The 25,798-nt window shown below is 60.8% G+C and carries 21 protein-coding genes; 5 read left to right on the plus strand and 16 right to left on the minus strand.

Annotation, left to right across the window (positions count from 1 at the left end; all coding sequences use genetic code 11):
- Positions 1-638 precede the first annotated feature (638 nt).
- On the plus strand, positions 639-2,015 hold the full coding sequence (locus tag XH93_RS15490; protein WP_246799629.1) for an undecaprenyl-phosphate glucose phosphotransferase: 1,377 nt from the start codon (positions 639-641) through the stop codon (positions 2,013-2,015).
- Positions 2,016-2,179: 164 nt separating this feature from the next.
- Here XH93_RS15490 and XH93_RS15495 read toward each other — a convergent pair whose 3' ends face one another.
- Positions 2,180-2,848 (minus strand): metallophosphoesterase family protein, encoded by a 669-nt coding sequence (locus tag XH93_RS15495; RefSeq protein ID WP_229173195.1) that lies wholly within the window; start codon positions 2,846-2,848, stop codon positions 2,180-2,182.
- Between the two features lie 1,209 nt (positions 2,849-4,057).
- Between XH93_RS15495 and XH93_RS15500 the strand changes: the two genes are divergently transcribed.
- Positions 4,058-4,384, plus strand: a complete 327-nt coding sequence (locus tag XH93_RS15500) for a hypothetical protein (protein WP_194474187.1) — start codon at positions 4,058-4,060, stop codon at positions 4,382-4,384.
- 108 nt (positions 4,385-4,492) lie between these two features.
- Here XH93_RS15500 and XH93_RS15505 read toward each other — a convergent pair whose 3' ends face one another.
- The 3 genes from XH93_RS15505 to XH93_RS15515 all read right to left on the minus strand — a co-directional run bounded on the left by XH93_RS15505 (position 4,493) and on the right by XH93_RS15515 (position 7,369).
- Positions 4,493-5,083 carry a hypothetical protein gene (locus XH93_RS15505; protein WP_210340488.1) on the minus strand — a complete coding sequence of 197 codons (591 nt, stop codon included), beginning with the start codon at positions 5,081-5,083 and terminating at the stop codon, positions 4,493-4,495.
- A gap of 284 nt (positions 5,084-5,367) precedes the next feature.
- Entirely contained in the window at positions 5,368-6,672 is a 1,305-nt protein-coding gene (locus XH93_RS15510; protein ID WP_194474189.1) for an O-antigen ligase, read from the minus strand.
- 178 nt (positions 6,673-6,850) lie between these two features.
- The gene (locus XH93_RS15515) at positions 6,851-7,369 is read right to left on the minus strand and encodes a hypothetical protein (RefSeq protein WP_210340489.1); all 519 of its coding nucleotides are present in this window, start codon (positions 7,367-7,369) and stop codon (positions 6,851-6,853) included.
- Positions 7,370-7,540: 171 nt separating this feature from the next.
- Here XH93_RS15515 and XH93_RS15520 point away from each other — a divergent pair, with 171 nt between their 5' ends.
- Positions 7,541-7,726 (plus strand): hypothetical protein, encoded by a 186-nt coding sequence (locus tag XH93_RS15520; protein WP_194474191.1) that lies wholly within the window; start codon positions 7,541-7,543, stop codon positions 7,724-7,726.
- Positions 7,727-8,069: 343 nt separating this feature from the next.
- Positions 8,070-9,197: a polysaccharide biosynthesis/export family protein gene (locus XH93_RS15525; protein WP_139482767.1), complete on the plus strand. Its 1,128-nt coding sequence runs from the start codon at positions 8,070-8,072 to the stop codon at positions 9,195-9,197.
- Positions 9,198-9,582: 385 nt separating this feature from the next.
- On the opposite strand, the gene XH93_RS15530 is transcribed toward XH93_RS15525, so the two are convergent.
- The 8 genes from XH93_RS15530 to XH93_RS15565 form a co-directional block, all read right to left on the minus strand.
- Positions 9,583-11,997 carry a polysaccharide biosynthesis tyrosine autokinase gene (locus tag XH93_RS15530; protein ID WP_194474192.1) on the minus strand — a complete coding sequence of 805 codons (2,415 nt, stop codon included), beginning with the start codon at positions 11,995-11,997 and terminating at the stop codon, positions 9,583-9,585.
- A gap of 500 nt (positions 11,998-12,497) precedes the next feature.
- The gene (locus XH93_RS15535) at positions 12,498-13,481 is read right to left on the minus strand and encodes an NAD(P)-dependent oxidoreductase (protein WP_194474193.1); all 984 of its coding nucleotides are present in this window, start codon (positions 13,479-13,481) and stop codon (positions 12,498-12,500) included.
- A 135-nt stretch (positions 13,482-13,616) separates the two neighbouring features.
- Entirely contained in the window at positions 13,617-14,078 is a 462-nt protein-coding gene (locus XH93_RS15540) for a hypothetical protein (protein WP_139482365.1), read from the minus strand.
- The gene (locus XH93_RS15545) at positions 14,075-14,536 is read right to left on the minus strand and encodes a VOC family protein (protein ID WP_139857572.1); all 462 of its coding nucleotides are present in this window, start codon (positions 14,534-14,536) and stop codon (positions 14,075-14,077) included. Before XH93_RS15545 ends, XH93_RS15540 begins: the two co-directional genes overlap by 4 nt.
- Positions 14,537-14,542: 6 nt before the next feature.
- The gene (locus XH93_RS15550) at positions 14,543-14,782 is read right to left on the minus strand and encodes an acyl carrier protein (protein ID WP_139857573.1); all 240 of its coding nucleotides are present in this window, start codon (positions 14,780-14,782) and stop codon (positions 14,543-14,545) included.
- 57 nt (positions 14,783-14,839) lie between these two features.
- On the minus strand, positions 14,840-15,961 hold the full coding sequence (locus XH93_RS15555) for a hypothetical protein (RefSeq protein WP_194474194.1): 1,122 nt from the start codon (positions 15,959-15,961) through the stop codon (positions 14,840-14,842).
- A 35-nt stretch (positions 15,962-15,996) separates the two neighbouring features.
- Positions 15,997-17,433 (minus strand): MBOAT family O-acyltransferase, encoded by a 1,437-nt coding sequence (locus XH93_RS15560; RefSeq protein WP_194474195.1) that lies wholly within the window; start codon positions 17,431-17,433, stop codon positions 15,997-15,999.
- 58 nt (positions 17,434-17,491) lie between these two features.
- The gene (locus XH93_RS15565; protein ID WP_194474196.1) at positions 17,492-19,414 is read right to left on the minus strand and encodes an HAD family hydrolase; all 1,923 of its coding nucleotides are present in this window, start codon (positions 19,412-19,414) and stop codon (positions 17,492-17,494) included.
- Between the two features lie 254 nt (positions 19,415-19,668).
- Here XH93_RS15565 and XH93_RS15570 point away from each other — a divergent pair, with 254 nt between their 5' ends.
- Positions 19,669-20,742: a glycosyltransferase family 2 protein gene (locus tag XH93_RS15570; protein ID WP_194474197.1), complete on the plus strand. Its 1,074-nt coding sequence runs from the start codon at positions 19,669-19,671 to the stop codon at positions 20,740-20,742.
- 18 nt (positions 20,743-20,760) lie between these two features.
- Here XH93_RS15570 and XH93_RS15575 read toward each other — a convergent pair whose 3' ends face one another.
- The 4 genes from XH93_RS15575 to XH93_RS15590 all read right to left on the minus strand — a co-directional run bounded on the left by XH93_RS15575 (position 20,761) and on the right by XH93_RS15590 (position 25,506).
- Positions 20,761-21,771, minus strand: a complete 1,011-nt coding sequence (locus XH93_RS15575; RefSeq protein WP_194474198.1) for an acyltransferase — start codon at positions 21,769-21,771, stop codon at positions 20,761-20,763.
- A gap of 319 nt (positions 21,772-22,090) precedes the next feature.
- Positions 22,091-23,344 carry a hypothetical protein gene (locus tag XH93_RS15580; protein WP_194474199.1) on the minus strand — a complete coding sequence of 418 codons (1,254 nt, stop codon included), beginning with the start codon at positions 23,342-23,344 and terminating at the stop codon, positions 22,091-22,093.
- Between the two features lie 100 nt (positions 23,345-23,444).
- Complete coding sequence (locus XH93_RS15585; RefSeq protein WP_194474200.1) at positions 23,445-24,695, minus strand: glycosyltransferase; 1,251 nt, start codon at positions 24,693-24,695, stop codon at positions 23,445-23,447.
- A gap of 13 nt (positions 24,696-24,708) precedes the next feature.
- Complete coding sequence (locus XH93_RS15590; protein ID WP_172627908.1) at positions 24,709-25,506, minus strand: glycosyltransferase family 25 protein; 798 nt, start codon at positions 25,504-25,506, stop codon at positions 24,709-24,711.
- Between the last annotated feature and the right edge of the window lie 292 nt (positions 25,507-25,798).

A 25,798-nucleotide genomic window follows, 5' to 3' on the forward strand; every position in this document is an offset into this window, starting at 1 on the left:
GCTTTCGCCGTGTTTCGGCCGCAAGACTTTACATTCCAGTTCGGTGGAACCGCTGACCGCCAAAGGTTCCTCCTGGTCGACGACCCAGCGCGGGCGTCCTGACGTCAAGGCTGTGTGTGGAAGGAACCACACGCTCGAAAAAAGAATCAACAGATCTTTCTTTCGCGTGCGAGTGCTGCGTGCAGCGGGCGGTTGCTCAAGGACGTGTCAGCTGCATGATGCCGGTCGTGCAACCGGTCGCTTTTCGTTGCACAACGCTGATGGCGCGTAGGTTCCTTGCCCGCGCTGAACAATCGCGCATCACGAATTGATTGCTCATGCATCATGCTGTGATCGCAGTGCGCGTCATACGTTTGCAATGCGAAGAGTGAATTGATTTTCCTGGTGCGACGCCACAATGTCGCTGCGTTTAGTAAACACCTTGCGCCCGCGCTCTCGCGAACCACACGTCCCAATCAAGGCTTTGGTGTTAGATCGTTTCGCAATAGCCGAGTCACTTTTTTCACCCGACATTTTGGCTTTGTCCGTTTTCTTTCACGCCGCGCGCGGCCGTTGATGTGATGATGAGGTTCGAGATGTCTGTAACAACGTATGGCTCTGACGGGCTCCGCATAACCACGTCGAACCGCGGGACGTCGTTGCAGAGACCGTTCCAGCTCTTCATCATCGCCGGCGACTTTCTTCTCATTCTGCTCTGCTACATGGCGGCGAGCGCTCTCTATCGTGAGTTCATGAATTCGCCGACCGATCCTGACAATTCGGTCGGCGCCGGCCTGATTGTCGGCATGGTATTCGTGGTGGCTGCTTATTTTCAGGGCGCGTATGACAACCACAAATTGCTCGATACGCTATGGCAATCGCGAAAGGTTGTCTTCACCTGGCTGTTCGCGCTGACGACGCTGGCCGTCGCGGCCTTCCTCCTGAAATCGACCGCCAACCTGTCGCGCGGCACGATCATCCTGTTCACTGTGATCGGGGCGGTCGGACTTGTCACGCACCGGGTGATCTGGCGCTACTGCCTGTCATCGGCCTTCGCCAAGGAAAGGCTGATCGACCGCAAGGTCATCCTGCTCAGCCTGCGTTCGCTGGACTTCACGTCGAGCCGTTTCAAGGACCTTCGCAGGCACGGGTTCGACGTCGTTCGTCATTTCGTGCTCACAGTGGGCCCGGACCAGGACGATGCGGCCTGGAGCGAGCAGATTGCCGACGTGATCAGGCAGTCGCGCGCCGCCGATGTCGACGAATATCTTGTGGCGATCGACTGGAACGAGCTGCCGATGCTGCAGAAGCTGAGCCAGCACCTGCGGGTGGTTCCGCAGCCGATCCGGCTGCTGCCCGATTTTCCGATCGCCGACCTGGTCTCCCGGCCGTTCCTGCCGGTCAGCGGAACCGTTGCGATCGAAATCCAGCGGCCGCCGCTGACGGTGTTCGAGCGGGTCCAGAAGCGCTGCCTCGACATCGGGCTGGCGTCCTTTGCATTGTTGATGCTGGCGCCGCTGATCGTTACCGCCGCGCTGCTCGTCAAGCTCGATACTGCCGGCCCGATCATCTTCCGGCAGTCGCGCCGCGGCTTCAACGGCAAGCCGTTCAAGATCTGGAAATTCCGCAGCATGACCGTGGCCGAGAACGGCTCCAATGTCACGCAGGCCACCAGGCAGGACAAGCGGGTGACACGGGTCGGACGCTTCCTGCGCAGGACCAGCATCGACGAGCTGCCGCAGCTCTGGAACGTGCTGCGCGGCGAGATGTCACTGGTAGGTCCGCGTCCGCACGCGCTGGCCCACGATAATTACTACGACCAGCTGATCAGCAAATATGTGTACCGGCACCACATGAAGCCGGGCCTGACCGGATGGGCTCAGGTCAACGGCTTCCGCGGCGAGACCCCGACCATCGATCTGATGGAAAAGCGCGTCGAATATGACGTCTGGTATGTGAGCAACTGGAGCATCTGGCTCGACATCCGGATCCTCATCCGGACGGCGACCGCGTTGATGTACCAGGACGCCTATTGAGGTCGAAGCGCCGTGCAGCCACAGTGAGGGGCAACGCCTTCCCGTGGCAGTTGGCGTCGCCAACGGCGACTTCCCGAGGGGTTAGATACGTCCCGGCGGCGCAGCCGCCGCCACGATGACGTTACCTAAAGCGCGATGAGATCGGGTCGAATCGTCACCGCGCTTTAGACGGCGAGCATGCTGCTGCCCTGGATCGTCAACAATGTGAGGTTGCCGGTCGCAAAGGCACCCGTGTCGATATTGGCACGGTTGTCCAACAGTTCGGGCATCTGCACCGGTGTATGGCCGTGCACAATGTATTTGCCGAAATTTTGCTTGCTTCGCAGAAACTCCTCGCGGATCCAGAGCAGATCTGCCTCCTGCTGCTCGGCAAGCGGCACTCCCGGGCGGACGCCAGCATGGACGAAGAAAAAATCACCGCAGCTGAATGTAAGGCGCAGCCTGGCGAGAAACTCCAGATGTTGGCGCGGCATCGCGCGCGCCAAATCTCGCACCAGAGCCTGTCGCTCCTCTTCTCCTGGGGCACTGGACGGCGCCAACCCATAGGACATCAGCGTATACAACCCGCCAACGTGGAGCCACTCGGTCAGGAGCGACGGATTGCGCAAGACGTTGCCGAGAAACACCTCGTGGTTTCCCTTCAGGAAGACGGTGTTGCCCCGGCGGCTTCGGTTGATCAGGATATCGAGGGTGGCTCGTGAGTCCGGGCCACGGTCGACGTAGTCACCCATGTACACCTCGATGGCGTGACGTGGACGGCTCCGCGCGACGTCGGCGTCGATCACCCGCAGCATCTGCTTCAGCAAATGGGCGCAACCGTGAATATCGCTCATCGCATAGATGCGTACCCCGTCGGGCAGCCGCGGCTTGTGCCTCGATGGGTGAGATCGGCGCGGTGACAGGAGCTTGCGGCGGGGGCTCTCGCGAAAGGATCGGAACATGTTAGCTCTGATGGGCTCCAACCGGGAGCGCGGTCTCGCGAATCAAGATTCGCAAGCGCTTGTTGGAGTGCCAAGGCACGCGCCGAAGAGGTCCAGGTACGACATCATGAGAGTAACCATGCGCAGACCTGCTGGCGCGGCGCGAAGTGAAATGCGCGCACACACGCTCGCGGGCCCGGCTGGGCCGACACAAGGCGCCGCTATAGAGGTCGAGGAGCAAGCGTGGCTCGGCATTCCGATCGTCACCGTGTTGGGTTACGCCCGCCAAGCGTCTGAGCTCCGCGTCGGATCACGAATTGCATAGTCTTACCATGGACCCTGCGCAAGCGCCCCGCGGGTCGCTCCGCGCAAGTGCGCTGGATTGTCGCCTGCTTGCAGGGCGGATTCCAGACGTCTCGGTGAATGAGGCTTACCGGGCGTTACACCAACTGTGTAGGAATTTGGCGAGTTTGCGGCCTGGCGCATCTGCAGCGTGTTGCCCTGCACAATAATTTGAGTGGGTGACCGGTCGTGCGGAGCGGGAATCATGATGACGTCATAGCCCAGAAGTGGAAATATCCTTGAGCTGCACAGGACCTAAAAAATGCTTCCAGCCTTGATCTTGGCGGTGTCTTTTCTGCTCGGATTCTGCCTTGGCTACGCGACGCGTGCATGGCGATCGCGCAAGCTTCGCGCGCACTACATGATGTATGGTCGCTATGTATCCTCGCAAAGCGGCTCGAGCTTTCCTGAGTCGTGGCGCGCATCGTCTGACAGCCAGCCGACGCTCGAACGATTTAGAGCACGGGATATCGCGTAAGGCTTGGGAGCTGTCTCGATCGCGCCCCTAAAGCGCGATGAGATTGGGTTGAACCGTCATCGCGCTTTAGCTCCTTGTTTGAGCATGATCTTTTCGGAAAACCGCTTTACGCTTTTCCGGATCATGCTCTGGGCCGTCGCCATCCGTCGGCTCGATCAAGCCGCACCGGCAAGGCAGGGCGCCGACAGTCGCGTGGCCCCGTCCTGGTCACACTTCGTCCAACCTTCGGTCGGAATATTTGTCCGGTTGCTTGTCTCGGCGCGAGCACCTAAGGTCCAATTGTGATCAGGGGGACAGAAGCAATGTCACGATCCTATGCCGGTCTGGTTGTACTCACCTCGACGATGATCATTTCGGCCGCGCCGGCGTTCGCCGCCGACTATGCGGTCCATCCGCGGAAAGCGCGCTCGGCGGTGCTGCAGATTGACCGTGGGCCGAACCCTTATTGCGGCCCGCAATGCGGCTGCCCCGCCCCGGTCTATGTTCGGCACCGCTCGCTCGAGCAGGCCTATCCCTACACGTTCGATCCGCGCACCAGGAGCGACGAGCCACACTATTACTATGGACGTAACCGGACCTACGTCCGCTATGTGAATCCGCGCAATCCCGATCTGGTGTTTCAGTATTAAGCCGGATTCAAATGGCGGTGAATCGGCCGATGAGAGCTGGCACCGCCCTCGTTCTCGCATGCGCCGCCGGTCAGCCGGCTGAATTCGTGATCGTTCCCCGCCGATTTTTTAGCCACGCAGCATCGGAACGAACGCCGGATCTATCGACTGAACGGCGTCTTGCAGGAAAGCCTTGCCGCGGTCCGATGCCCGGCGAAAGGCCGACACGATCGCCGGCTTCAGCTCCGGCCGGCGGGTCATGATCAGCCGAATGTCGTTCCGGGCGAGGTCCTTGATGTCCGGGTCGGCAAGCAGCTCAAATCGGCCCGCGACGTCGAGCCGCACCGGCACAAACCGTGTGTCGTTTGGAGCAGTAAAATAAGCCATCTTCAGCGCCTCGAACACGATGGGATCGTGCGGGTCGCGCTGAGCCTGAAGCAGCGCCAGCGCGAGCCACAGTTCGGGATTGTACGGCGAGATCGATAGCGTTTGCCTGACCCGGCGGATGGCGTCGGTGTACTGGGCGGATTGCACGGTCGTCGGCTTTTTCCGGCCGGCCTCGATGGCCTGCAGCGCGACGATCAAAGCGTGGTTGCTTTCCAGCTCCGATTTGAAAGGCGAGAGCATTTCCGACAGGAATGGAACCTTTCCGTCCCAGGGCGAACTGATCTTGGCGGCATCGGATGGAAATGCCGCGCGATCCAGCGCGGTCGTCCGCACTACGGCGGAGACCACGACATAACATCCGACGGTCAGTGCCAGTGCCATCAGGGGGATGCGAATTCTGCTCAATGAGGCCATGTCCGGTCGAGAGCTCAGGCGCGGTTCAATGTGCGGTTCAATGTAAAGGCATTCTGTTGCGCGACCACAAGGTTCGCCTAAAGCGCGACCAGATTAGGTTGAATCATCATCGCGCTTTAGCTCTTTGTTTGAGCATGATCTCCGCGCAAACGCTTCGCGTTTGTCGCGAGGGAAAACCGCTTCACACTTTTCCGGATCATGCTCTAGCGTTTGAGGCCGCTTGTTCGGCCGGCCGATTGTGCAAGTCCCAGCCCGATCATGACGGCAACGATGATCCTCGTCGCAGGGCTCGCGAGGCTTGCGTCAAGGAAGCCTTCGCAGAACACGATCAGAACGCCGGCGGCGGCGGCCGATGCGAAAAAGGAATCTCGTCCTCGCCGAACGGCGCCGCGAAACATAAAGACAAAAAGCTGGGCGGCGAAGCCTGCCAGGATCACGAGCGCCAGTCGCCCCGACTCGATCGCGACCAGGATCGCCGTAGAAGGGGGGACAACCTGCTCTGTGGCATCAACGCCCTGATAGGCCCGAGACGCCACGGAAAATGTTCCGACTCCGTTTCCCAGCCACGGTGCATCGGAGAGCAGGCGCCCTGCCAGGGCCACTGTTTCTTGAGGGAACGTGACAAGTCCAAGCAGGCTCGAACCGCCGGACTGCAAGCGCGGCGCAGTGAGAGCGCCGACGATCGTTACGAGTATTGCAAACAAGACCGCGGACGGCCACGAGCGAAATCCGAGGCGGCGAACCGCGGCGATGAAGGCGATCGCAGTCAGTCCGAAGCCAGCCGCCACCAACAGAGTGTATCGCGCCAGGGCCGCGATCGCGATGATCCCCACGACAATTCCGAACATGCCGGTAAGGACTCCGAGCCAAAGCCGGATAGAGGCCAGATTGCGGATGTCCCGTCGGTGCAGGTGTCTTTCGAGCGCCCGGGCAACGAGCGCGGTGTTGGCGACCGTGGCCAGCGCGGCTGCTGCGGGGAACGGACTCATCGGGGCATCTGTGGCGGGAGTCATGGCGGCGAACCAATCAAGCCGGCCGAGCACGACTTCGAGCGACATGAAGGTCGTCACTGCACACAACACGAACAGGATCGTTTCGGCTCTGTGGCGATCCCTGCAAATGATGACGGTCGACACCACCAGCGACACGTAGACGAGATAGACAAACAGGCTTTCGAATGTAGCGCCCGGATCAAGGCTGATGCGGCCGCGTAGCGAGGGTTCGTTCAGCGCGATCGAAGTCGCCGACCAGATCGGATTTACCAGCGACGAGAATGGCAACGGCAGGATCTGCACCATCATCCAGATAGCGGGGACCAGGATCGTGACTGAAAATCGCTTCAGCAGCTGCGCGGTCGATGTGAGTTCAGCGTCCGCACCTCTGACTGCCGCGGCCAGGATGACAGCGGCGACGAGTGCGAGCGCATGCTGTGCGAAACCGCCATTTGCGATGATCAGGGGCGGGATCGCAGCCAATAATATCGTGAGGAGGGAAGAGGCGACCGTCAAATGCGAGACTTCGAACCTGGGCTGGGAACAGGGCGGGAATGATTTCACCGCGACATGAGGCGGCCAGCCCCGACTATCGCATATGGGAATACGCGACGCCAACACGCGTGGCCAATCGCTGCTGGTCGAGCGAGCACGTTCTTCACAAAGGGGAACCGGGGAGGTTCCCGCCACCACCCTATCTGGCATGGCAGTTTTGCGACAGATAGCTGAGAGCCGCCGCCAATCCGCCGATCGGCACCACACCAAGGATCGCGTTCGGCTTGCTCGCGATTTCGACCGAGAGGTCGGCGGCGCTCTGCCAGTCGCCGGCCGCAAGCTTCGACGCGTCCGCTGGCAGCCGTAGTGCCGCGCCGCCCTGGACCACGGATGCTTCGAACTCCGCGCGCTTTCCTCCCGCCGCCAAGGCCACGGTCGGCCGTTCCGAACGCGACAAGGGTTCGAGGACAATGAGCGCGACGTCAATCCCGTCGCGTCCGCATTGCAGGCTCAAGCCGGCAAGGCGCGGGTCCGATTTTGAGCTGTCGACGACATGCATTACCGAAATGGCGTCGGCGCCGCCTTCGGGATCTTTGCTTCTCACCAATCGCCATCCGCCCTCGAGCTGCGTCGATTGACTGCCGGACTCGACTTGCCGGAAGGCCTCCTCGTCGCAGCGTCGTCGCTGCTCGGGACTGACCCCGGATGCGCAATTCATCATGCCTGGACGCGGCACACTTGGACGCGGGGCCTCAGCCCGCGCGGAACCATGGGCGAGAACCATCAGAGCCGTGCAGAGCAATGTTGATCGTATCATGGGCAACGACAGCGGAACCTTCATTTGAGCCGGTGCGGGCGTTGCCCGACGACGCCGCACTAGCATCAAAAGATGATCGATGGCATCGCTCAATTTGCTGCAAGCAACTGCAATGCCGCTGCGTCAGGGGGCGGCCTCTCTGCTGCCGGTTCCGCTCGCAGACGCTGCCTTGATCCGCTGGAGGTTGATCTCGATTTTGATCGAGCGCCGGTCGCTGTGGCGATCCGGTGCCAGGTGATGCATTTCGCCACTGCGTGAAACGGAACATTTGAAGACGAATGTTCCGCGGTCGAGCCGGGTCGCATGGAACTAACGATGGGTGTCGATTTCGCTGGACATCGACTGGAACTTGCGCCTCGATATCAAATATTGGGCAATGTTCCCGTATCGGGCAGCCCTCCTGTCCATTCAGAATCCGGTCGCCTGTAACTGCGCTGCAACAACGTCTCCTTATTCTGACCATCTCCTAAGGCTTCGTTGACGCGGCTTGGGGATTTTGACGAAGTGTATCTTGGTGTGAGGGGGACGCGTTGTGAGGCGTAGCGTTTTGGTATGGGGAGTCTTGCTCGGCATTCTGCTTTCTTCCGCAGGATGCTCGATCATGCCGTCGTCGGGCCCCGAGGATCACGTCATCAAGAGCGAGATTACAAGATCGGGCCCGGACTACGTATTGGTCAAGCTCACACCGACCGCCGTCGACATTTTGAAGGAATACGGCCCTGGCGCCATCGCCGGGTCATTTCCTGATCATCGGCCTCCGCCGGGCATCCGGTTTGGCATCGGGGACACGGTGGCGGTGTCGATCTTTGAAGCTGCTGCCGGTGGATTGTTTATTCCGGCAGAAGCGGGCGTGCGGCCAGGTAACTTTGTGGCGTTGCCAAACCAGAATGTTGATTTGAACGGGAACATTACAGTCCCCTATGCAGGTCAAGTGAAGGCCAACGGCCGGACCCCGGTTGATATCCAGCGGGACATCGTGAAGGCAATTGGAAACCGCGCCATTGAGCCCCAGGTGGTGGTGTCCCTGATCACGCAAAACACGTCACTCATCAGCGTGCTGGGCGAAGTGAAAACGCCAGCTCGCTTGACGGCCAATGCGGCCGGCGAGCGTATCCTCGACTTGATCGCGCGCGCCGGCGGCTTGGCGGGGCCGGGCTGGGAGAGCTGGGTGACGTTGGAGCGCGGCGGCAAGCGCGCCACCGTTCCGTTCGGCGCCCTGATGTATCAGCCGGCTAACAACGTCTGGATCCATCCCGGCGACACGATCTATGTCTACCGCGAACCGCAGGTCTTCCTCGCCTTCGGCGCGTTCACGATCGGCGGAAACTTCGGCGGTCAGGCCCAGTTCCCATTCGATATGTGGAAGATCACGATGGCGCAGGCGATGGCCAAGGCCGGCGGCCTGATTGACGCGCAGGCCGAGCCGGCGGGCGTCTATGTCTATCGGCGCGAGCCGCGTGAGCTGGTGGAGCGGCTGGGTGTCGACTGCTCCAAGTTCACCGGCCCGCTGGTACCCGTGGTCTACAACGCCGACTTCCGCGATCCGTCCGGCTTCTTCCTCGCCAGCAAGTTTGAAATGCGGGATAAGGATGTGTTGTTTGCCGCAAACGCTGCCACGGTCGACACGACCAAGTTCCTGACGTTCGTCCAGGCGGTGGTCGGCACCGCCAACAGCACGATCGTCGCCGCGAACAACGCGCAGATCCTGCGGATCAACTCGCGGCAGTGATGCTCGCGTAATCAGGGGCGCTGGGCCGGCATCGCCGTCTCAGCGCCCCGTGGAGATCGACATCGCGGATCGAGGCCGGAGCGCGATGCCGTTTGGCTAAAGCGCGATGAGATCAGGTTGAATCATCATCGCGCTTTAGCTCTTCGTTGGAGCATGATCTCCGCGCAAACGCTTCGCGTTTGTCGCGAGGGAAAACCGCTTCACACTTTTCCGGATCATGCTCTGGCTAAAAGCCATCCAGTGAGCGCGGCCGCTACTCCCGAACCCCGACCGCGGGCGCTCCGGGACACAAAGAAATGGGATCAGCCTATGGCACGGGGCGCAGCCGAGCGACCCGCGCCGCTGACCGACCGGACGATAAGGTCGTTCCTTCGACGGATCATGCTTAGTCGACGTATCCGTATCTCTTGTAGTACCGATTGCGGTAGTAGCCGGCGCTGTAAATGTCGTAGCGGCTCATCACCGCCATGTTCACCTTGTTGAGGATTGCGCCAAGCATGCGTTCGCGGACGATCGGAGTCTCGCTCAGCACGCGCTCGAGAATATCGACCTTGGCCTTGGCCCATTCGACGACCAGAATGTACGAGTCCGCCAACGCGCCGGTGGCCCGAACGTCGATCACCGGTGCGAGCGGGCTAAGGTCGAGGATGATGCGATCGTAGTGTTCCCGCAGATTCTGGAACAGCCGTTCCATTTGCGGCGAGGCCAGCACGTCGCTGGAATTGGAGAAGCGTGAGGTCACGACGCAGGGCATGAAATGGAGATTGGTCTGGGGATCGATCCAAACCGCATCCGTCCAATCCACCCTGCCAATAACGACATCGATCAAGCCGGCATGCGCGGAGGGGGCCAGCCTCGCAGTGAGGCTTGGATTGCGGATGTCACCGTCGATCAGGAGCGTGCGGGCGCCGCTTTGTGCGACGGTCTGGGCGAGCGCCTCGCTGACGGTGGATTTGCCTTCATTGGGAAGCCCGGACGTAATGCCCACCACCTTGTTGGCCGATCCGTAGCTGCTGAGATCGCATGCAAGCTTGATCGAGCGAAAGCCTTCGGCAAAACGCGAGAAGGGCGAGTTGATCACGTATCTGCCGACGCTCTGGTTGGCCGTCAGCAGACGATCGCCATGCGGCTGCGGTTGTTTCGATCTGGGTTCGGATTTTCCCAGCGGCGGACCCGAAGCTGCCGCGGGAACCGACTTCGGTGCCGCCGGCTGGGGTTGCTTCTTCCGCCTTGCGAGCAGCCGTCCTGCCCTGGACAGCAGGGTGTGCCCGGCCAGACCCTGGTTCTGCTCGCTCCCGATCGTCGGGATCGAAGCAAGACAGCTGGTGCGGAGGTATTGCTCGACCTGAGACACCGTTCTGAACACCCGGTCCATCATGTCGAGCAGAACGGCAACGCCCCCGGCGAGGATGGCGCCGCCAATCAGCGTCGCCAGCAGAATGAGGGTTGTCTTGGGCGATGTCTTGTTGGGAGCGTTGGACGCCTGCGTGATCACGCGTGCTTCCGTGATTGGAAACGATTGCTGCTGAACCGAGACCATATAGAGCTGCAGGAAGTTATCGGACAGCGCGCGGGCGCTCTGTGCATTGCTCTCCAGATCGCGCAAGGCGATCTGTGCCTGGTTGGTGCCATTGGACAGCGTGATCGTATCGTTCAGGCTCTTTTGGCTGGATTCCTCACGCGCTTTCGCGATCGCGAGGTCGCTTTTGTAGACCTCGGCCGTGCGCCGCAGCTCGTCGGTGATCGAATGCCTGATTTCGCGCATCTGGTTGCGCAGGTTGACGACCGCAAGGTGGGTCGGTCCGTATCGATTGGACCAGTCGGACTCACGCGCAGCATAATCGAGATAGGTCTGCCGCAGCTTGGTGATCACCGGATTGTTCATGGTGTCGGTCACGGTCGCCAGGTCGTTCAGAATGACCTTGGAGTCGCCGTCATCCGAATTCAGGATCGCCGTGATCCGCTCGAGCTTGGCCTGCGCTTCGGCGCGCTGCGCGCGAGCCTGCGTCAGCGAACTGTTGATCTCCGCCAGCTGCTGCTCGGTAAGCAGGCGCCCGCCGGCATCGACGATGTTGTTCTTCGCCTTGAAGTCGACGACTGCGCGTTCCGCGGTGGAAGCCTCCGTCCGCAGCTCTTTCAGCCGATCCTGCAGCCAAACCGCCGCGCGCCGCGACGCCTGATATTTCGATTCCAGCGAATCGTTGATGTAGCCTTCGGCCACCGCATTGGCGATGCGGGCGGCCTCGTCGGGCGAACGCGACTGATAGGAAATCTCGATAACATAGCTCAGACCGACGCGCTTGATCGAGAGATACCCGAGCACCTTGCCAATCGCGATTCGCATCAACGCGGCCTCGGACGGACGTTGCTCGGGAAACATCCAGGAAAACAGGTTCGAAATGCTGGTGAGCAGCCCGGCTTCATCGTCGGTGAACTCAGGCGAATCGAGCAGGTGCAGTTGCTTGATGACGTTTGTTGCAATGGTCTCCGACTTCAGCACTTCGACCTGGCTGTCGACCATCGCCGAGTCGATCGAACTGTCGGCGCCGGTTGCCTGCTGGGTCTGCAAGCCCTGCATCTTGCGGCTGTCGATCAGCAGCACGGCGGTGCCGGTATATCGCTTCGGTGCGGTCAGCAAATAAACACCGGCCAGGCCGATGCACAGGCACATCACGAAGATGATCACGGGGTACTGACGGCCAATCAGCGCGATTGCGGAAGAGACCGTCTGCTCCAGCGAGGCCGATTCTTGTGTGGGAGAGTCGATCTCGCGAGGAGGTGTGATTCGAGTTTGGAGCATACGGCTCGTCTACCTGGCTTGAGTTCCTGGATTGTGCCGTGTCGGAGTGAGCAAACAGCCCAGGCTGAATGCATCAGCGGCGCGAACGTGCCAAACAAATGTGTCAGCAAGAGTGCAGTGCATCATGCATTTGCAGTAGTCGCGCCGGGTCGTCACCGGTCAACCCTGGTTCCGGTAAGACAGAGCAATTCCCGTGCCGGTTGCCGCGGTCACATATGTGCACAACAAATCGTCAGGAAATTGGCGAGCCACAAGCGAGCAAGGCAAAAATGCAACCAGAATGACGCGAGTGGATGATCGCCATCGCTATCAGGGCGTTTATCCCGGCGCAGCACCGCGCGAGATTCGAGTTCCATGAATGAGACGGGAACCCTCGTGCGCGGCGGACCGGCTCTGGTGCCGACGGAGAACGGCAGCGCCGGTTCGAGCGGCGGGATGCCAGGCACAGGCAACTCGTCGCGGACCTGCCGTTCGCCCCGGCAAAGCTCAGGGCGCGACGATCAGTCGAAGTCGCTGACGCCGGAGTCGTGCTTCCATTCGCGAAGCGAGCTTGGCACGTCGTAGTCGAACTTGAACCCGCTGGCGACCAACCGCTTCGGCAGGATGTTCGTTGAGAACCATAGTTTCCGAATGCGTTCGCGATTGATCCCGGTCTTGATGCCGGCCTTGTGCAGCACCTCGAACGGAAGGACGGCGAGATTCATGAACCATATCGGAATGGTCAGCGTCGGTCTCTTGTAGCCGGCGGCTTGCGAGAACGCTGCGCAGATCTCGCTGATCGTGTAGCGGTGCTCGTAGCAGAAGTTGTATACCGACACGCCATCGTTGCGTGCCGCCATGAAAAGCATCGACGAAACCAGGTCCTTCACATAACCGCACGACTTGATGGTGTCGGTCCGGCCGGGATAGACGAAAGCCCGTCGCTCCATCAGCTTCGACAGCCGCGTGAAGTTTCCTCCCTCATGGAGGCCGTAGATGACGGCGGGGCGAACGATCGTGAGTCGGCGTGCCGCGTCCTCGGACTGCCACAGGCGATGGATGGCTTCGGCTGATAGCTTCGAACGGCCGTAGGCGCTGACCGGCGCGGGCTGAGAGTCTTCATCAAGCGGGGCTTCGCTCGGACCGTAGATGGATATCGAGCTCGTGAAGATGATGTTCCGGCTGCCGGTCTCGTTGGCAAACCGGCACACGTTCACGGCACCGAGGACATTGGTGTAGTAATACTCGCCATCCGGGTGGCCCGGCGTCGTGTGGATTGCCGCGAGATTGAAGACGTCGGCGGGTACGCCGCCTGCGAGCTGCGGATCGACCGGTTCACGGACATCGTGATGGACATATTCGACGCCGGCAACGAGGCTCCTCGGTTTGCCGATGTCGACGGCAATGATCCGATCATATTGTCCGGAGGCGACGAGCCGGTTCATCAGATGCGTTCCGATGAAGCCGGCGCCTCCGAACACGATGGCCTGAGTGGTGTTCGACATGCGCTCAACGTCCGGTTCGGGTGAGGATGCTGTATCCGGCGCGATGGATCTCCGTCGGGATGTCATGAGCGACCATATGAATTGACGGGCAAGCGACGTGCCAGCCGACCAAGACCGCGGTTGGTGTCACTTGCATCAATAGAGCTCGCGGTACTCGTAGCGAAATGCGGTCGATCCCGCCGAGATCCCGAGAATCCGTTGCAGCTTCTGATAGCCGCTCAGCGCGACCTTGATGCAGTCCGAACTGCCGGCATAGCAGACCTGAACGTTGATGGACTGGCCGCAAGTGTTGTTCACGGTCACGATCTGATCGATGATCTTCGGATTGATGGTTTGCGGATGCGCAGATGGACGAACAGATATGCAGACTGTCCCGTCCGGGGCCTTGTGGGGGGGAGCATATGTACCCTTCATCGGTGGGAACGGGTTCGCAGGCATTGGCGACACGCCGGTTCCTCCGTACATTGGCGCCGTCGATCTTCCGAAGCCGACGGTCTGGGCCTGTGCCGACGATGCGGCAAGCAGTGCAGCGATCGCCAGGCCGCACGGAACGCGGATGAGGTGACCGAAGCGGTGTGACCGGTGCTCGTTGTTCATGCGATCGCTTGAGGTTCAGTGCCGGTTTCGAGAAGCTCGATGAGGCCGAAGCCGGAAACGTGGTGAAACGAGACTTTCTGGCCGCCGAACAAGACTGCCGGCGCAGGCACGCCGACCGGCACGATCTCGACCCCGGACGCAGCCAGCGCGTCCAGCGCCTGTTCGGCATTGGGGCATGCGTAGCACAGATGGTAGATCATGGTGCCGGTCCGCTTGATCAGCTTGTCGATGGGAGAGGGACCGTGACCCGGCCAGATTACTTCGACGTCCGGCATGACCGGGTGATGCCGCATGGCGAGATTGACCCGCTGTATCGGGTCAAAGGCGGAGTTACCCGCGAGATAGCCGAGTGACGCCAGGTAACGAAAAGCCTCCTCCGGAGCGGCGACCGCAAGCCCGAAGTGGTGGAAAGCCAGTGCCGCCGTTGCCGACGCGATGTCGTTCGCTGGAGAGTCCACGCGCCGTTACGCTTTCTTCTCGATCAGGTCGGCGAACTCGCCGACATTCTTGAGGTTACCGATCTCGGATGCGGAGAATTTCACGCCGAAGGCCTTCGAAACGGCCAGCACAAGGCGGATATGGGACAGGCTGTCCCAGCCATCGACGTCGTCGGCCGTGGTTTGCGGCGTAAGGGCAAGGTCGTCCTCGTCAAACACGTCCTGAAAAACAGCGGTGAGCTTGCTGTAGACTTCGGTCTTCTGCATTGCATCTTCCTTTGTCGATTGATTTGTGGTGGCGCCGGCGTGCGGATCGCGTGCCGGTCAATTGCCCGGGACGGTCTTCACCTGCGGGTCGTTTGCGATCAACTCCGAAGAGCGCAGGGTGGTAACCCGCGGAGCGTTGTCGGGCTTCTGTCGGCAGACGAACGAATCCAGCGTGTTCGCCAGCCTGATCGACCAGACATCGGCCAAATGCCGCTTGGCATGCACCTCGTCCGAATAGTCGAGGTCGTTGTCGAGGTCGTCCATGCTCAGCGACAAAAAGTTCGGATGGTCGCCGAATTCCCGAAGCAAGTCCTTCAGTGCCAGTCGGTAGCTCGGTTCATACGGGCTGGCATCGCGATGCCAGGCGGGGATCGGCAGGTCGACGAGCACGACATTCTCTCCCGAACTCAGCAGCGCCTGAACGGTCTGTTTCAGGATGTCGACCTGGGCTGGAGAAATGTCGCTCGTTCGCCCCATGCTCTCCTTCCAGTACACCAGCGCCTTTTGCTTGTCCGCGTCCGACATCACGACGCTTTCGCGCTCGTCGTCGGTACGCTGTGCGCTGGTGCGGCCGGTCAGCAGAAGATTGACGCCGGCTCTGGCCTCGCGCGCGACCTTCTCGATCAGCAGGAACGGCCGGATCGCCATCACACCCGCGTCGAGCCATTGCGGTGGCAGCACCGCAACCGGACCATCCGAGGTGCGACGATAGAAGCCGTACCGGTATCGTTCGATATCGACATCGGTCTCGCCGCGATGGCGATCGCCGTCCGAGAAATGCACATCCGAATCCATGAACATGCCGAACCAGATGCCGATGACGAAGGTGTTCTGCTGGCGTTCCCGATCGGTCTGCACCTCGTGGACCAGGTTGATCACCTGCTTGACCTCGGAGATGTTGGCGCCGCCCATCGCGAGGTTGCTGACCTTGGCGCAGCCGAGTTTCGACTGCACGAGCTTCTGCCGGAACCCGACCCCGGTATTCGACGCTCCCACCAGAATGATCTTCCGGTCCGGGTTGGCGAGCACGCTGCGGCCGAGGAAGACGTATTTGGGAACTGTCATGTAGAGCGTTCGTTCCGCGGCCTGGAAATCCCGCGGGCCGGCGCTCGATGGATCAGGAAACACGAGGAACGACGCGCCGGCGAGCAGCACGTAAAGAAAGGCGAATGACAACAAGGTCAACGCCGACTGTCGAAGGATGTATTTCAATTTCAGAACGCCTTGTAGACGAAGTCCGGTGCCTTATGCAGCAGGGTCGCGACGGCGACGATTGCCATCATCTTCCCTGCCAGGTGCAGATTCCTGGTGATCGCGCCGCCGTTGATCCCCGACAGCGTCGGGATGCGAAGGCGAGCCTGGACGACATCCAGGATGAACGCTGCGATCCCGAACGCGGCCGCCACCACGACGAAAGTGGCAACTACGCCGGCGATGCCGAGCCGCGCCAGCAGAGAGGTGAATTGAGGCAGTTCGGGGACCCAGAGGCAGGTCAATGCGAGCACGAAATAGGCAACCGTAAGGCCGCGCGCCGAATAGATGTAGGCGGTGGATTCGGTCAGCGCGCGATAGCGCTTCTTGCCAAGGCGTTCGGTGCACGCCACCTGCCAGAGCTTGTTGATGCTTGCGCCGGCACCCATCAGGAGGCCGTAGATGACGAAGACCGCGGTCGTGCCGTGCCAGATGCCCATCACACCGAACGTGATGAAGAACGCGAGAACACCCAGGTAGGACGTGAGCGCCGGCGAGGGCAGCCAGGTCATCAGGAGCATCAGGAGCGGGTTGAATAGATAGAATTTGAACCACTGCGACAGCGTCATGTGCCAGCGCTGCCAGAATTCAAGGAAGCTGCGCGCCGAGAACGGCCGGTCGAAGTTCTCCGGCAACGTCTGCCCGAGCAGGGTTCCGATACCGATCACGATGTCCATGTACCCGGAGAAATTGAAGTACAGATAGACCGTATAGAGCGATGCGACCGTGGCGTAGACGGCGCAAAGCTTAAGGAACGAATAGCCGGACGGCTGCAACAGGTGCGGACTGACGAACGTGAAGGCGTAGTCGGCGGTCGCGGCAATGATGACAAACTTCACATAGCCGGTGGCGATTCTGGAAAACGCGGCATAAACCACCGATGCGTCGATCTGAACCGCCGCCTTCCCGTCCATCGCGCTGAAATCCTGATAGCGCTGGATCGGGCCGGAGACGAAGCACAGGAAGTTGCAAGTGAAACGAAAGAACGCCAGCGGACCAATTCGCTCGGTGAGGTCCCCGGATCGCACATCCACCATGATGTGCAGGATGCGGAACAGGATGTAGGACAGCCCGATGGTCAGATACGGGAACGGAAGCTGGCCCAACCCCTCGAAGAAGGAGAATCGTTTCAGAAATACGTAGCAGCACAGGATCGCGACGACGCCCGCCGCCAGCACGAGAGGCGATTGGCGGCGGTAAAGCGCGTATATGGAGGCATAGCCGAGCCCCAGGAAGGCGAGCAGCGGCAGCACCTGCGTGACGTTGCTCAGGTAGCTTGCGATGAAGATTGCGTTCGCGGCCCCGAGCACGAAGCGTCGGTAGGGGACCGATTCACTGATGTGAAAGGCGATAACGACCGCAGCAAGAAAAGCAAAAAACAGAGGGGATGTCAGACTCATGTCCGTTGGCTCAAGGCTGTCCGAGGTTTTCGTTCAAGTTGTCGGCGATCTGATCCGATCAAGCCGGCTCAAACTGCTTCTCCTCGCGCTGAACCGTCATTGGTAAGGCCTCCAGTTCAACGTCGGTCCGGAGCGCCCAGCGGCTGCTTCCGTCGGCGCCATCGTCGAGGCGCACGAAGCCGAGCTTGCCGTAGTGGTCGCGGACCATCTCGTTCCTGTCGGTCGGAAGATAGACGCCCTCCAGGGTCGTGACGCCGGCGGCGCGTGCCTGCAGCACGATCTCGGCCAGCACGGCTTGCTCGACGCATCGTCCAAGCACCCGGCAGCTCATCAGCCAGCTGTCAATCGTCCAGGTCTCACGGCTGGTCGCACGACAGATGACCACGCAGATGATGCCGTTGTCGCCGAACTTGTCGATCAGTCGCGCATGCAGCGTCATGACAGCGTCGTCGCCTTCCAACTGCTCGACCTGCGATTCAGTGTAGCGTCGCGTCGTCAGATTGAACTGGTTGCTCTTGTTGATGAGTTGCGTCACGCGGGCGCGCGTCGTCCGGTCGAAGGGGCCGAACACGATGCGCATATCCAACGACCGCAGATAGGACTTCAGATCGGTTGCTTGGCCCTGCAGGCTGAGCCGGCGTGCATTGGCCTGATACATTTCGGCGCGTGCGCGGTCCTCCTCGGAGAAATTGATGGCCTCGAAGTAGCCGGCAGCGGCCAGCGTGCGAGCGTAGCTGGCGGGATCGGCATCCAATTCGGGCACCGCCACCTCCGGAAGCTCCTGCCGGATCAAGCCGCGTTCGACCGGATTGTCATCGAGGAAGACGAAGGAATCGAGGCCGAGAGCGAGCTCCTTGGCGATGGCGCGGATGTTGGTCGCCTTGTCGTTCCAGTTGGCCTGGAACACAGCGATATGCTCTTCCTTCAACAGCATGTCAGGGTGTTCCCTGAACGGCCGCCGCGCAACGCTGTCGGTATTTTTCGAGCTCACCGCGAGCACGATGCCGCGCGCCCGTACCGCCAACGCGAGTTGCTGCACGGCAAGATGGGCCTCGCCGGTGGCATCGCCCTGGGCGATCTGGATGCCTTCCATGCCGTCGTCGCCGATTACGCCGCCCCAGACGGTGTTATCGAGATCGAGCACGAGAACGCGACGGCTCTTGCCGCGAAGCGCGCCGATGATGCGCACGACATGCTCGGCGTAGAGTGGCACCAGAGCATCCGCGAACGGCAATTTTGCGAGATTCCACTGCGCCGGAGAGTGCCAATCGGCCAGGCCAACGGTCTCGGCGATGCCGGCGACGTCGAGCATCATGTCGGTCGACTGCAGCACGGCGGCGGAGATCTTCTGATTGAAGCGGTCGACCAGATTGCGGGCTGTGCCAACCAGAGACCGGTCGAAGGATCCGAACAGGCTTTCGGGCGGCGCGGCGAGCGTTTGCAGAATGCACAGCGCGCCGCTGTTGCGCGAAATGCCGGTGCGGATCGAATCGAGCAATCCAATTGCCGCGTCAACGGCTTCGGCGGCCAGTTGCTCATTGCCCGGGCACGGTTGCAGCGACAGTCCCCGATGATCGAGCGCAACGAGAACCGCGTCGGGCCGCGCCTTGTTGAGAGGGGAGTCCGGCTGCAGCGCGTCCTGCAGATACTGATCATAGGCGCCGGTGACGCATTCGAGCGCAAAGCCGTGGCGAGCCGCCGCTGCAACCAGAACGGGAACGATCAGATCGAGCGTTCCGTTCCCGATCAGGCCGAGCCGAAATGGCACGAGCGGTGCAAGGGAGGCGCCGCCGGCTTGCAACGATCGAATCGTCCGTCCGAGTCTGGACAGTTGCGCCTCATCGAGTGCGTAGGTCGCGAGTGCTCTGATTTTCTTTCCGAGCGCGTCGCCGGAACCGTTTGCGAGTTCCTTGCAGCGGATCGAGAAATCGGACGGAGGTTTTGGAAGCCAGGCGAGTTCTCGATACAGCTCTGCGGACACGGCCGTTTCCTTTACGTTGGCAACTGGATCATTGCCCGACTTGCTTGCGTTTCCCCTCGCTGTTGTTAGCCACAATCTTTATCCATAATTCGACAGTTTCATGGCGAGTGAAGACGCGGCCACATATGCGGACGCAATGACACGATTACGACGCTATCAGGAATGCAACGCTTGCGGGTGCTACGATAATCTGTTGTCACGCCGCGCAAATACGCAATAGGAACTCGGTTTGGATTGCGCATGAGGAACCCGAAGTGACGAATGAACTCGCCTTGTCGGTCGTAATTCCCAATCACAATTACGCCGATTACGTAGGCACCGCGGTCAGGAGCGCGCTCGACATTCGCTGGCCGAACGTCGAGGTGATCGTCGTTGATGATGGATCGACGGACAACTCGCTCGAGGTGATCAAGGCGTATGCTGAAAAGATCACCGTCATCAGCCAGGCGAACGCTGGCCAGATGCCGTCTTGTGTCAACGGGTTCCGTCGCTGCACTGGCGACGTCGTGATCTTTCTCGACTCCGACGATGCCCTTCATCCGGACATCATGACCGAAATTGCGGCAGCCTGGTCCGATGCCGCGAGCAAGTTTCAGTTTCAGATGCGAGTTGTCGACGCCCGGGGAAACCCGACGGGCAGCATCCTGCCGCAGTATTACTCACATCCCACGCCTCAGGACATTCGCTCCTGGGTTACGACGACCGGTGTCTATCCGACACCTCCGGGATCGGGCAGCGCCTATCCGCGGTCGGTGGTCGAGCGAATCTTCAATTTTGAATCTGATTTCATCGATCGCGCGCCCGACAGCTATCTGATTGCGGCAGCTCCTGTGTACGGCGACGTCATCACGATCCCCAAGCCGCTGGTCGACTATCGCGTTCATGGATTAAACCATGGCGCGCATCTTGAGCTGGACGACAGCCGCTTCGCGCGCGAAGTCGACCTCACGCGTCGGCGTCACAAATTCTTCACGGAAGTGGCGAGCAGCGCGGGTATGCCGGTGGATGCGGGCGCGCTCAACAGGAATTTGCTGTTCCTTTGCCTGCGTGCAGCGTCGTATTCCCTGCGGCCCGACATCCATCCTATTGCCGGTGACAGTGCGATGCAGATTGCGTCTGCCACTTTCAAGGCATTGGCATTTCCGCAAGGTTTCTCACAGGCGCAGCGGACGTCGCTGTTGCTGTGGATGATCCTTGCGCTGTTCGGCCCGCGCGGCTTGCGGCGCTCCGTGGTGGGCTGGCGTTATGTGCCGACGGCGCGGCCGCAATGGATGAAGCGAGCGCTCAGCCTGCTCCGGGTGGTGAAGAAAGCGCCAGCGGCCGCCTGATGCAAAACCAGGCACGATTCACTCGGCCAGATGCGGCTGCCGGAGCCTGGGACGAGGCTTCAGAAACTCGGCGAACGGGCGCTCGACCAGCCGCCATGCCGCAACGCCGATCAAGGCGGAAAGCGTCAGGCTGGCAACGAAAAATACCGGTGCATTGAAATATGCCTTGAATTTCCCGATCGCGGAAATGGTGAGAGTGTGCGTGAGGTAGATCGAGTATGAGGCATCGCCGAGCAGGGCAAGTGCAGGAACAAGCGGGACGCTCCGGTTCTTTTCGATGATGACGGCCCCAGCCACGACCAGAAACGCAGGAATGCCCCACGCCAGCACGCGCGGTGAGCTGACATCGAACCAGGCGGAAGCGGCAAACAGCCACGCACCGGCGACCAGCAGCACATAGCCCCAGCGTAGCCGCGGCAAGCGATCCTGCTCGAGGGCTCTGCCCAGCAGAATCCCCGATGGGAACTCGAGCATGATTGGGTCGGTGTAGAATGTGATCGCCGGATTGTCGCCGGTGTAGATACGGCCGACCAGGATAAGCACGAAGAACGTCATGGCGAGAAAGACGAGCCGCGTCGTGGTGCTCGTGAGGAAGAGTGCCAGGGCAAAAACGGCATAGAAGAACATCTCGCAGTTCAGGGTCCACCCCGGCACCACGACCGGCCAGATCTCGCCGTTGCTCGGAGATCGCATTGGAACAAAGAAAAGGGATGCGAGTGTGTGTGTGGCGCTGACGACCAGCCGCGGAAACAGCGTTGGAAGCACGATGGCCGCGGCAACGAAGGACAGCGTCACGAACCAGTACATCGGGACGATCCGGATTAGGCGGTTCACAAAGAACTCTGCCGGCGTCTGCGGGCGGTACGCGGACACTGTCCACATCACAAATCCGCTGACGACAAAGAATATGTCGACGCCGGCGCTGCCAATGACAAGCGCCCGGCCGTAGGTGAAGCCTTGCGCGTGAAAGGCGACGACCCCGAAGGCCGCAAACGCTCTCAAATACTGGATGGAGAGGAGCCTGGGCAACGCGGTCTCCCGAAGCTGATCGCCACTGCCCGAAAGGCGTCCCTAATGGATCCGCGTAACACCTTGCATGCGCGGCCATCGGTCCATCGCATTTCGGGCGTCTGCGGTGCGAAGCACGGCCGCCGATGCTCATGGCGGCCGGTTCTTTGACGAGGCCTCCCATATTCCGACTGACTTCGTTGTTCGTGTGGACGCTATGCGTTGTTTTTGCGACCAGAGTCCGCTTGAACCAGAGCAACGTTCAATCGGGCGTCGCGCTGCAAGGAGCGCGTGAGAGAAAGATCATGCGCAACCTGCGCCACAGCAAGCTGGAGGGAGCTCAACCCGCTCGTGGTCTTGCGCGTTGGGTCGTCGGTCGGCTTGCCGACTGTCCGACCAAGGTCAGCAACCAGACGACAAGCGCGAAGCTCGGCTTGAGCACGACGCCGACGCTGATCCAGCTGAACATCAGAAAGTTGCAGATCTCAATGCGCAACCGGCTCGAATACAATCGTTGCGCGAGAATGGCAAAGATCAGGACAAATCCGAGCACGCCGTACTCATAGATGAGCTTCGCCCAGGTCGGGTCGTTGACCTCATAGTTCATGTGATAGAGCTGAACGTCCCTGAGATAGCTGCCTGCGCCGTTGCCGAACCAGGTGGCGAGAGGACCGTTGTCCAGGCTGTGGCCGATCATTTCCATTGGTGCGACGAAGCGCGCATAAGCGCTGGTATTCGGCGTCTGAAATTCGGAGAGGCGATCGAACCACAGGTCCAGGCCCGGGATGCCAAGGCTGTAGAGCAGATACAGCGCCAGGACCAGTCCGGTGAGATATACGACGAAGAGCGGGATGCGAAGGAGCGATCTTGGCAGCAAAAACCCCGCGGTGATCGCAAGGAGGCCGGTGCCGGATAGCGAGCAAAGCAGTCCCGCCGCGAGAATGCCCATGATACGCAGCCTCGCCCGCGACCCGAACTCGATCAGGAGCGCCAGCGCAACGACGAGCGAAAGATCCGCCGACTCGCGCAGAAAAAAGCCGTTTGGTTTGATGATTCCGCCGCCCTCGCGAACGAAGGTGTAGTGTCCGGCACCGCGAATGGCTTCGGGCAGGGTGAAGTAGATGTTGGTCAGTAGCGACGATTTGGTGGCGTTGACCAGTACGATCTGGACGATCGCAATGCAGGCGATGCAGGTCGCTGCTGAAACGTAGGCAGACAGGACATACTCGTGGGCGCCCTCCGGCTCCCCCTTCAACCGAATGGCGAACGGCGCATAAAGAACGAAAAGCAGCATCAGCGAGGTCCACGACGTCGACGACGTCGCGGTCGCCGTCCCGAAGCAGGCCATCACCAGCGCGGCGATGAACAGTGCCAGAGACAGGAACCCGATCGACGCAAAGCCGCTGACCAGCAGATAGGCCGTCACGGCGGCATAGCAGATGAGGTCGGTCGATGCCGGGAACGTGTTGATGTTGTAGGCGATCTGCGACAGGAACAGAACGGAGATGAGCGACATCCAGACAGCACGCCGGCCCGATTTGCTGAGCTCGGTGCCCGACGGTGCCAGCTGCGCTGCCCCGCCCAGGGGCGCCATCGGAACCTGAATCTCAAGAGTCATAGCGACGTTTGCCCGGGTGGATCGAGGTCACGCTAGCACAATCCGGCAACTTGTATCGATCGATGCACGGTTCCAGTCATGGCGCCGCGCCAGCCCTCTCTACCAGGATATCGTGCAGGCGCCTGGTTCCCTGCTCGAGCCCGAAGCGGTTCGACATCAGTTCGAACAGTTTGGTCTGGTTCCGGTTGAGGCCAGCCAGGTCGTCGATTCCGTCCACGATGGTCTTTGCTAGGTCGTCCATGGTGTCGGCGAGATACATCGCCGATTGCTCATCGGCCGTGGTGCCGTCGACGGCCGCGCGAAGTCCGAAGATGGGAAGCCGTGCGAAGGCGTAGTCCAAGAGCTTCAATTTGAACCCTCCGCCAAGCGTCTCCGCAACAAGCCCTGCGCGCGATCTCGCAAGCACGTTCGCGAGATCGGCCACCGGACCATGGAACACCAGGTGCGGCCGTTCATGGGCATAACGCGCCTTGATGTCCTCAGGAACGTTTCCGACCACATCTAGGGTGACGTTCTGGCGCTTCAGAGTCGGCAGCAGCGTGCCGATGATGTGCTCGAGATTGCGCTGTTTCGCGACCCATTCGAACGAGCCGAGCAGCAGGATGGACTTCGGTCGGGTTGACTCGATGCGATCGCTCGGCGCGGCCGCTCCGAGATAGATCGGCGGGACCACGAACGTGGTCTTGCCGGGCTGCGCGAAATAGGCGGCGTCGGCGTCGGTGATGCAAAGAATGCTGTCTGCGGCGTCGACGATGCGTTGCTCCAGCCGCCGGTACTTTTCAGCATCCCAGCGCATGATCGCGCGGCGCAGCGGGTTGGTGAAGTCATTGGCGATCGCGGGCCTGATCTTGCCCTCGGCGTTATGCGCCAGATAGCAGATCGAGGCTCGCTTCCGCTGCTTCAGGACCATCGGTAGCAACGCGCCTGATCGCGCGTGATCGAACACGATCCAGTCCCAGCGCTGGTTCAGGAGCTCGGCGAGCGTGGTCCCGATCGAAGGTGGCGCGAGGCAATAGGCGTCTCTCGGCGATGACGTCAGCAAGCTCCGGATTCCGAGCCGTCGCGGCCACGGCGCCTCGGCAAAAACTATGCCCGGCAAGCGAAGCAGGCGGTCTTCGACCGGCGCGTCCTCACGCCGGCAGCCGACCACTGTCACCTCGGCCTGTCCGGTTCTCGACAGCGCCGTGAGTATCCCCGCGGAATAGAGCGCGTCGCCACTGAAGAGCGGCGAGGGGATGCGGCCGACGATCCAGAGAATCTTCTTCATCGCTCGATCTCGAATGAACACTCGGAACAGAGTGCCGATGCCGGCGCCGAAGGCGCGCATCGGCTGCTCGGGATCAGGCGGCAGAGGGAGATTTCGCGCCGAGCAGTCGCCGCTTGATCAACAGCCTTGCGACATAGGCGATCCGCTTCGCGCCACGACCAACGGAGGCAACCTCTCGGCGAAGCCGCTCCGCGGGCTGTAGCGGGGGCGCATCGAGATTGCGCAGCTCGATGCTGCTGTCGTAGTCGGCTTGTCTGACGAGAAACGGTTGGGTCTCGGCAAAATCGATTCCGTGCCGATCGTAGTAGACCAGCTTGTGGTCCAATGGCCGGTCAGCGACCGACAGCGCTTTGATGAGCTTGATTGCGCCCGTTCGGGTGACGGCATAGGCGGCAGATCCAAGCGCGGGCTTCAGGGGGACGACGAGCTGAGCCGCTTCACCCTTGATGAGCGAGACGCCCGATTTGGACGTGTGCACATAGTGAATGCCTTCGAACTTCACAATATCGCTCGTCATCAGGAAGCGCGGCAGGTCGTGTCTGTAGAATTGCGGAAAACGTACATCGAAGGCGGCATCGTCCTCGAAGATGATCGCCGCCGGCAGGTTTTTGCGCACGATGCGTTTCAGCGCCGCGATGTGCGATAGGTAGCAGCCGATTTCACCCGCCTTCATCGCGCGATTGGCCGGCGCAAATTGGAAGTCGCGACGGATCACTCGGCGAATAAGCGTCATCCGTTTCTTGGCATCGATCGCGGGGATTCGTTCAAAGGGGACTTCGAGCCGCGTCAGCGCACCCGAGATGTCCTGCCATCGTGCGATGTCCCGATCAAGGTTGATCACGAAGGCTGGTATGTTTGCGTCGGTTCCCACGATCCTCTCACGTTTGATTTACCGCTTGCACAACGCGAGCGACGCTGCCGCAAATTTCGTCATCCTCCGGACACAAATTCGGCAGCGCGACCACATCATCGACAAGCTTGATATGTTTTATCCCAGGTGACGTCTTCGTCCAATTCGTCAATGTGAACGACCGACCGTTGGTAACGCCTGGAGTGCAGGGCTAACCTGTCTTACCGATGCAGGGCTGTCAACTTGACCGCTGCGCGTCGATGACGGCGGGGGTCTTGTCATCGAAACCTCATAACGATCAGCCAGAAGGCTC

Origin of the sequence: Bradyrhizobium sp. CCBAU 51753 (assembly GCF_015291565.1) — a bacterium.
Classification (GTDB): Bacteria; Pseudomonadota; Alphaproteobacteria; order Rhizobiales; family Xanthobacteraceae; genus Bradyrhizobium; species Bradyrhizobium ivorense.

What these genes read in the sequence shown, in the direction of transcription:
- XH93_RS15530 (WP_194474192.1), bottom strand. Translation starts at nt 11,997, where the DNA reads ATGCTCCAAACTCGAATCACACCTCCTCGCGAGATCGACTCTCCCACA.
- XH93_RS15540 (WP_139482365.1), bottom strand. Translation starts at nt 14,078, where the DNA reads ATGAACAACGAGCACCGGTCACACCGCTTCGGTCACCTCATCCGCGTT.
- XH93_RS15500 (WP_194474187.1), top strand. Translation starts at nt 4,058, where the DNA reads ATGTCACGATCCTATGCCGGTCTGGTTGTACTCACCTCGACGATGATC.
- XH93_RS15520 (WP_194474191.1), top strand. Translation starts at nt 7,541, where the DNA reads ATGATCGATGGCATCGCTCAATTTGCTGCAAGCAACTGCAATGCCGCT.
- XH93_RS15580 (WP_194474199.1), bottom strand. Translation starts at nt 23,344, where the DNA reads ATGGCGCCCCTGGGCGGGGCAGCGCAGCTGGCACCGTCGGGCACCGAG.
- XH93_RS15560 (WP_194474195.1), bottom strand. Translation starts at nt 17,433, where the DNA reads ATGAGTCTGACATCCCCTCTGTTTTTTGCTTTTCTTGCTGCGGTCGTT.
- XH93_RS15515 (WP_210340489.1), bottom strand. Translation starts at nt 7,369, where the DNA reads ATGAATTGCGCATCCGGGGTCAGTCCCGAGCAGCGACGACGCTGCGAC.
- XH93_RS15585 (WP_194474200.1), bottom strand. Translation starts at nt 24,695, where the DNA reads ATGCGCGCCTTCGGCGCCGGCATCGGCACTCTGTTCCGAGTGTTCATT.
- XH93_RS15495 (WP_229173195.1), bottom strand. Translation starts at nt 2,848, where the DNA reads ATGAGCGATATTCACGGTTGCGCCCATTTGCTGAAGCAGATGCTGCGG.
- XH93_RS15525 (WP_139482767.1), top strand. Translation starts at nt 8,070, where the DNA reads ATGCCGTCGTCGGGCCCCGAGGATCACGTCATCAAGAGCGAGATTACA.
- XH93_RS15550 (WP_139857573.1), bottom strand. Translation starts at nt 14,782, where the DNA reads ATGCAGAAGACCGAAGTCTACAGCAAGCTCACCGCTGTTTTTCAGGAC.
- XH93_RS15535 (WP_194474193.1), bottom strand. Translation starts at nt 13,481, where the DNA reads ATGTCGAACACCACTCAGGCCATCGTGTTCGGAGGCGCCGGCTTCATC.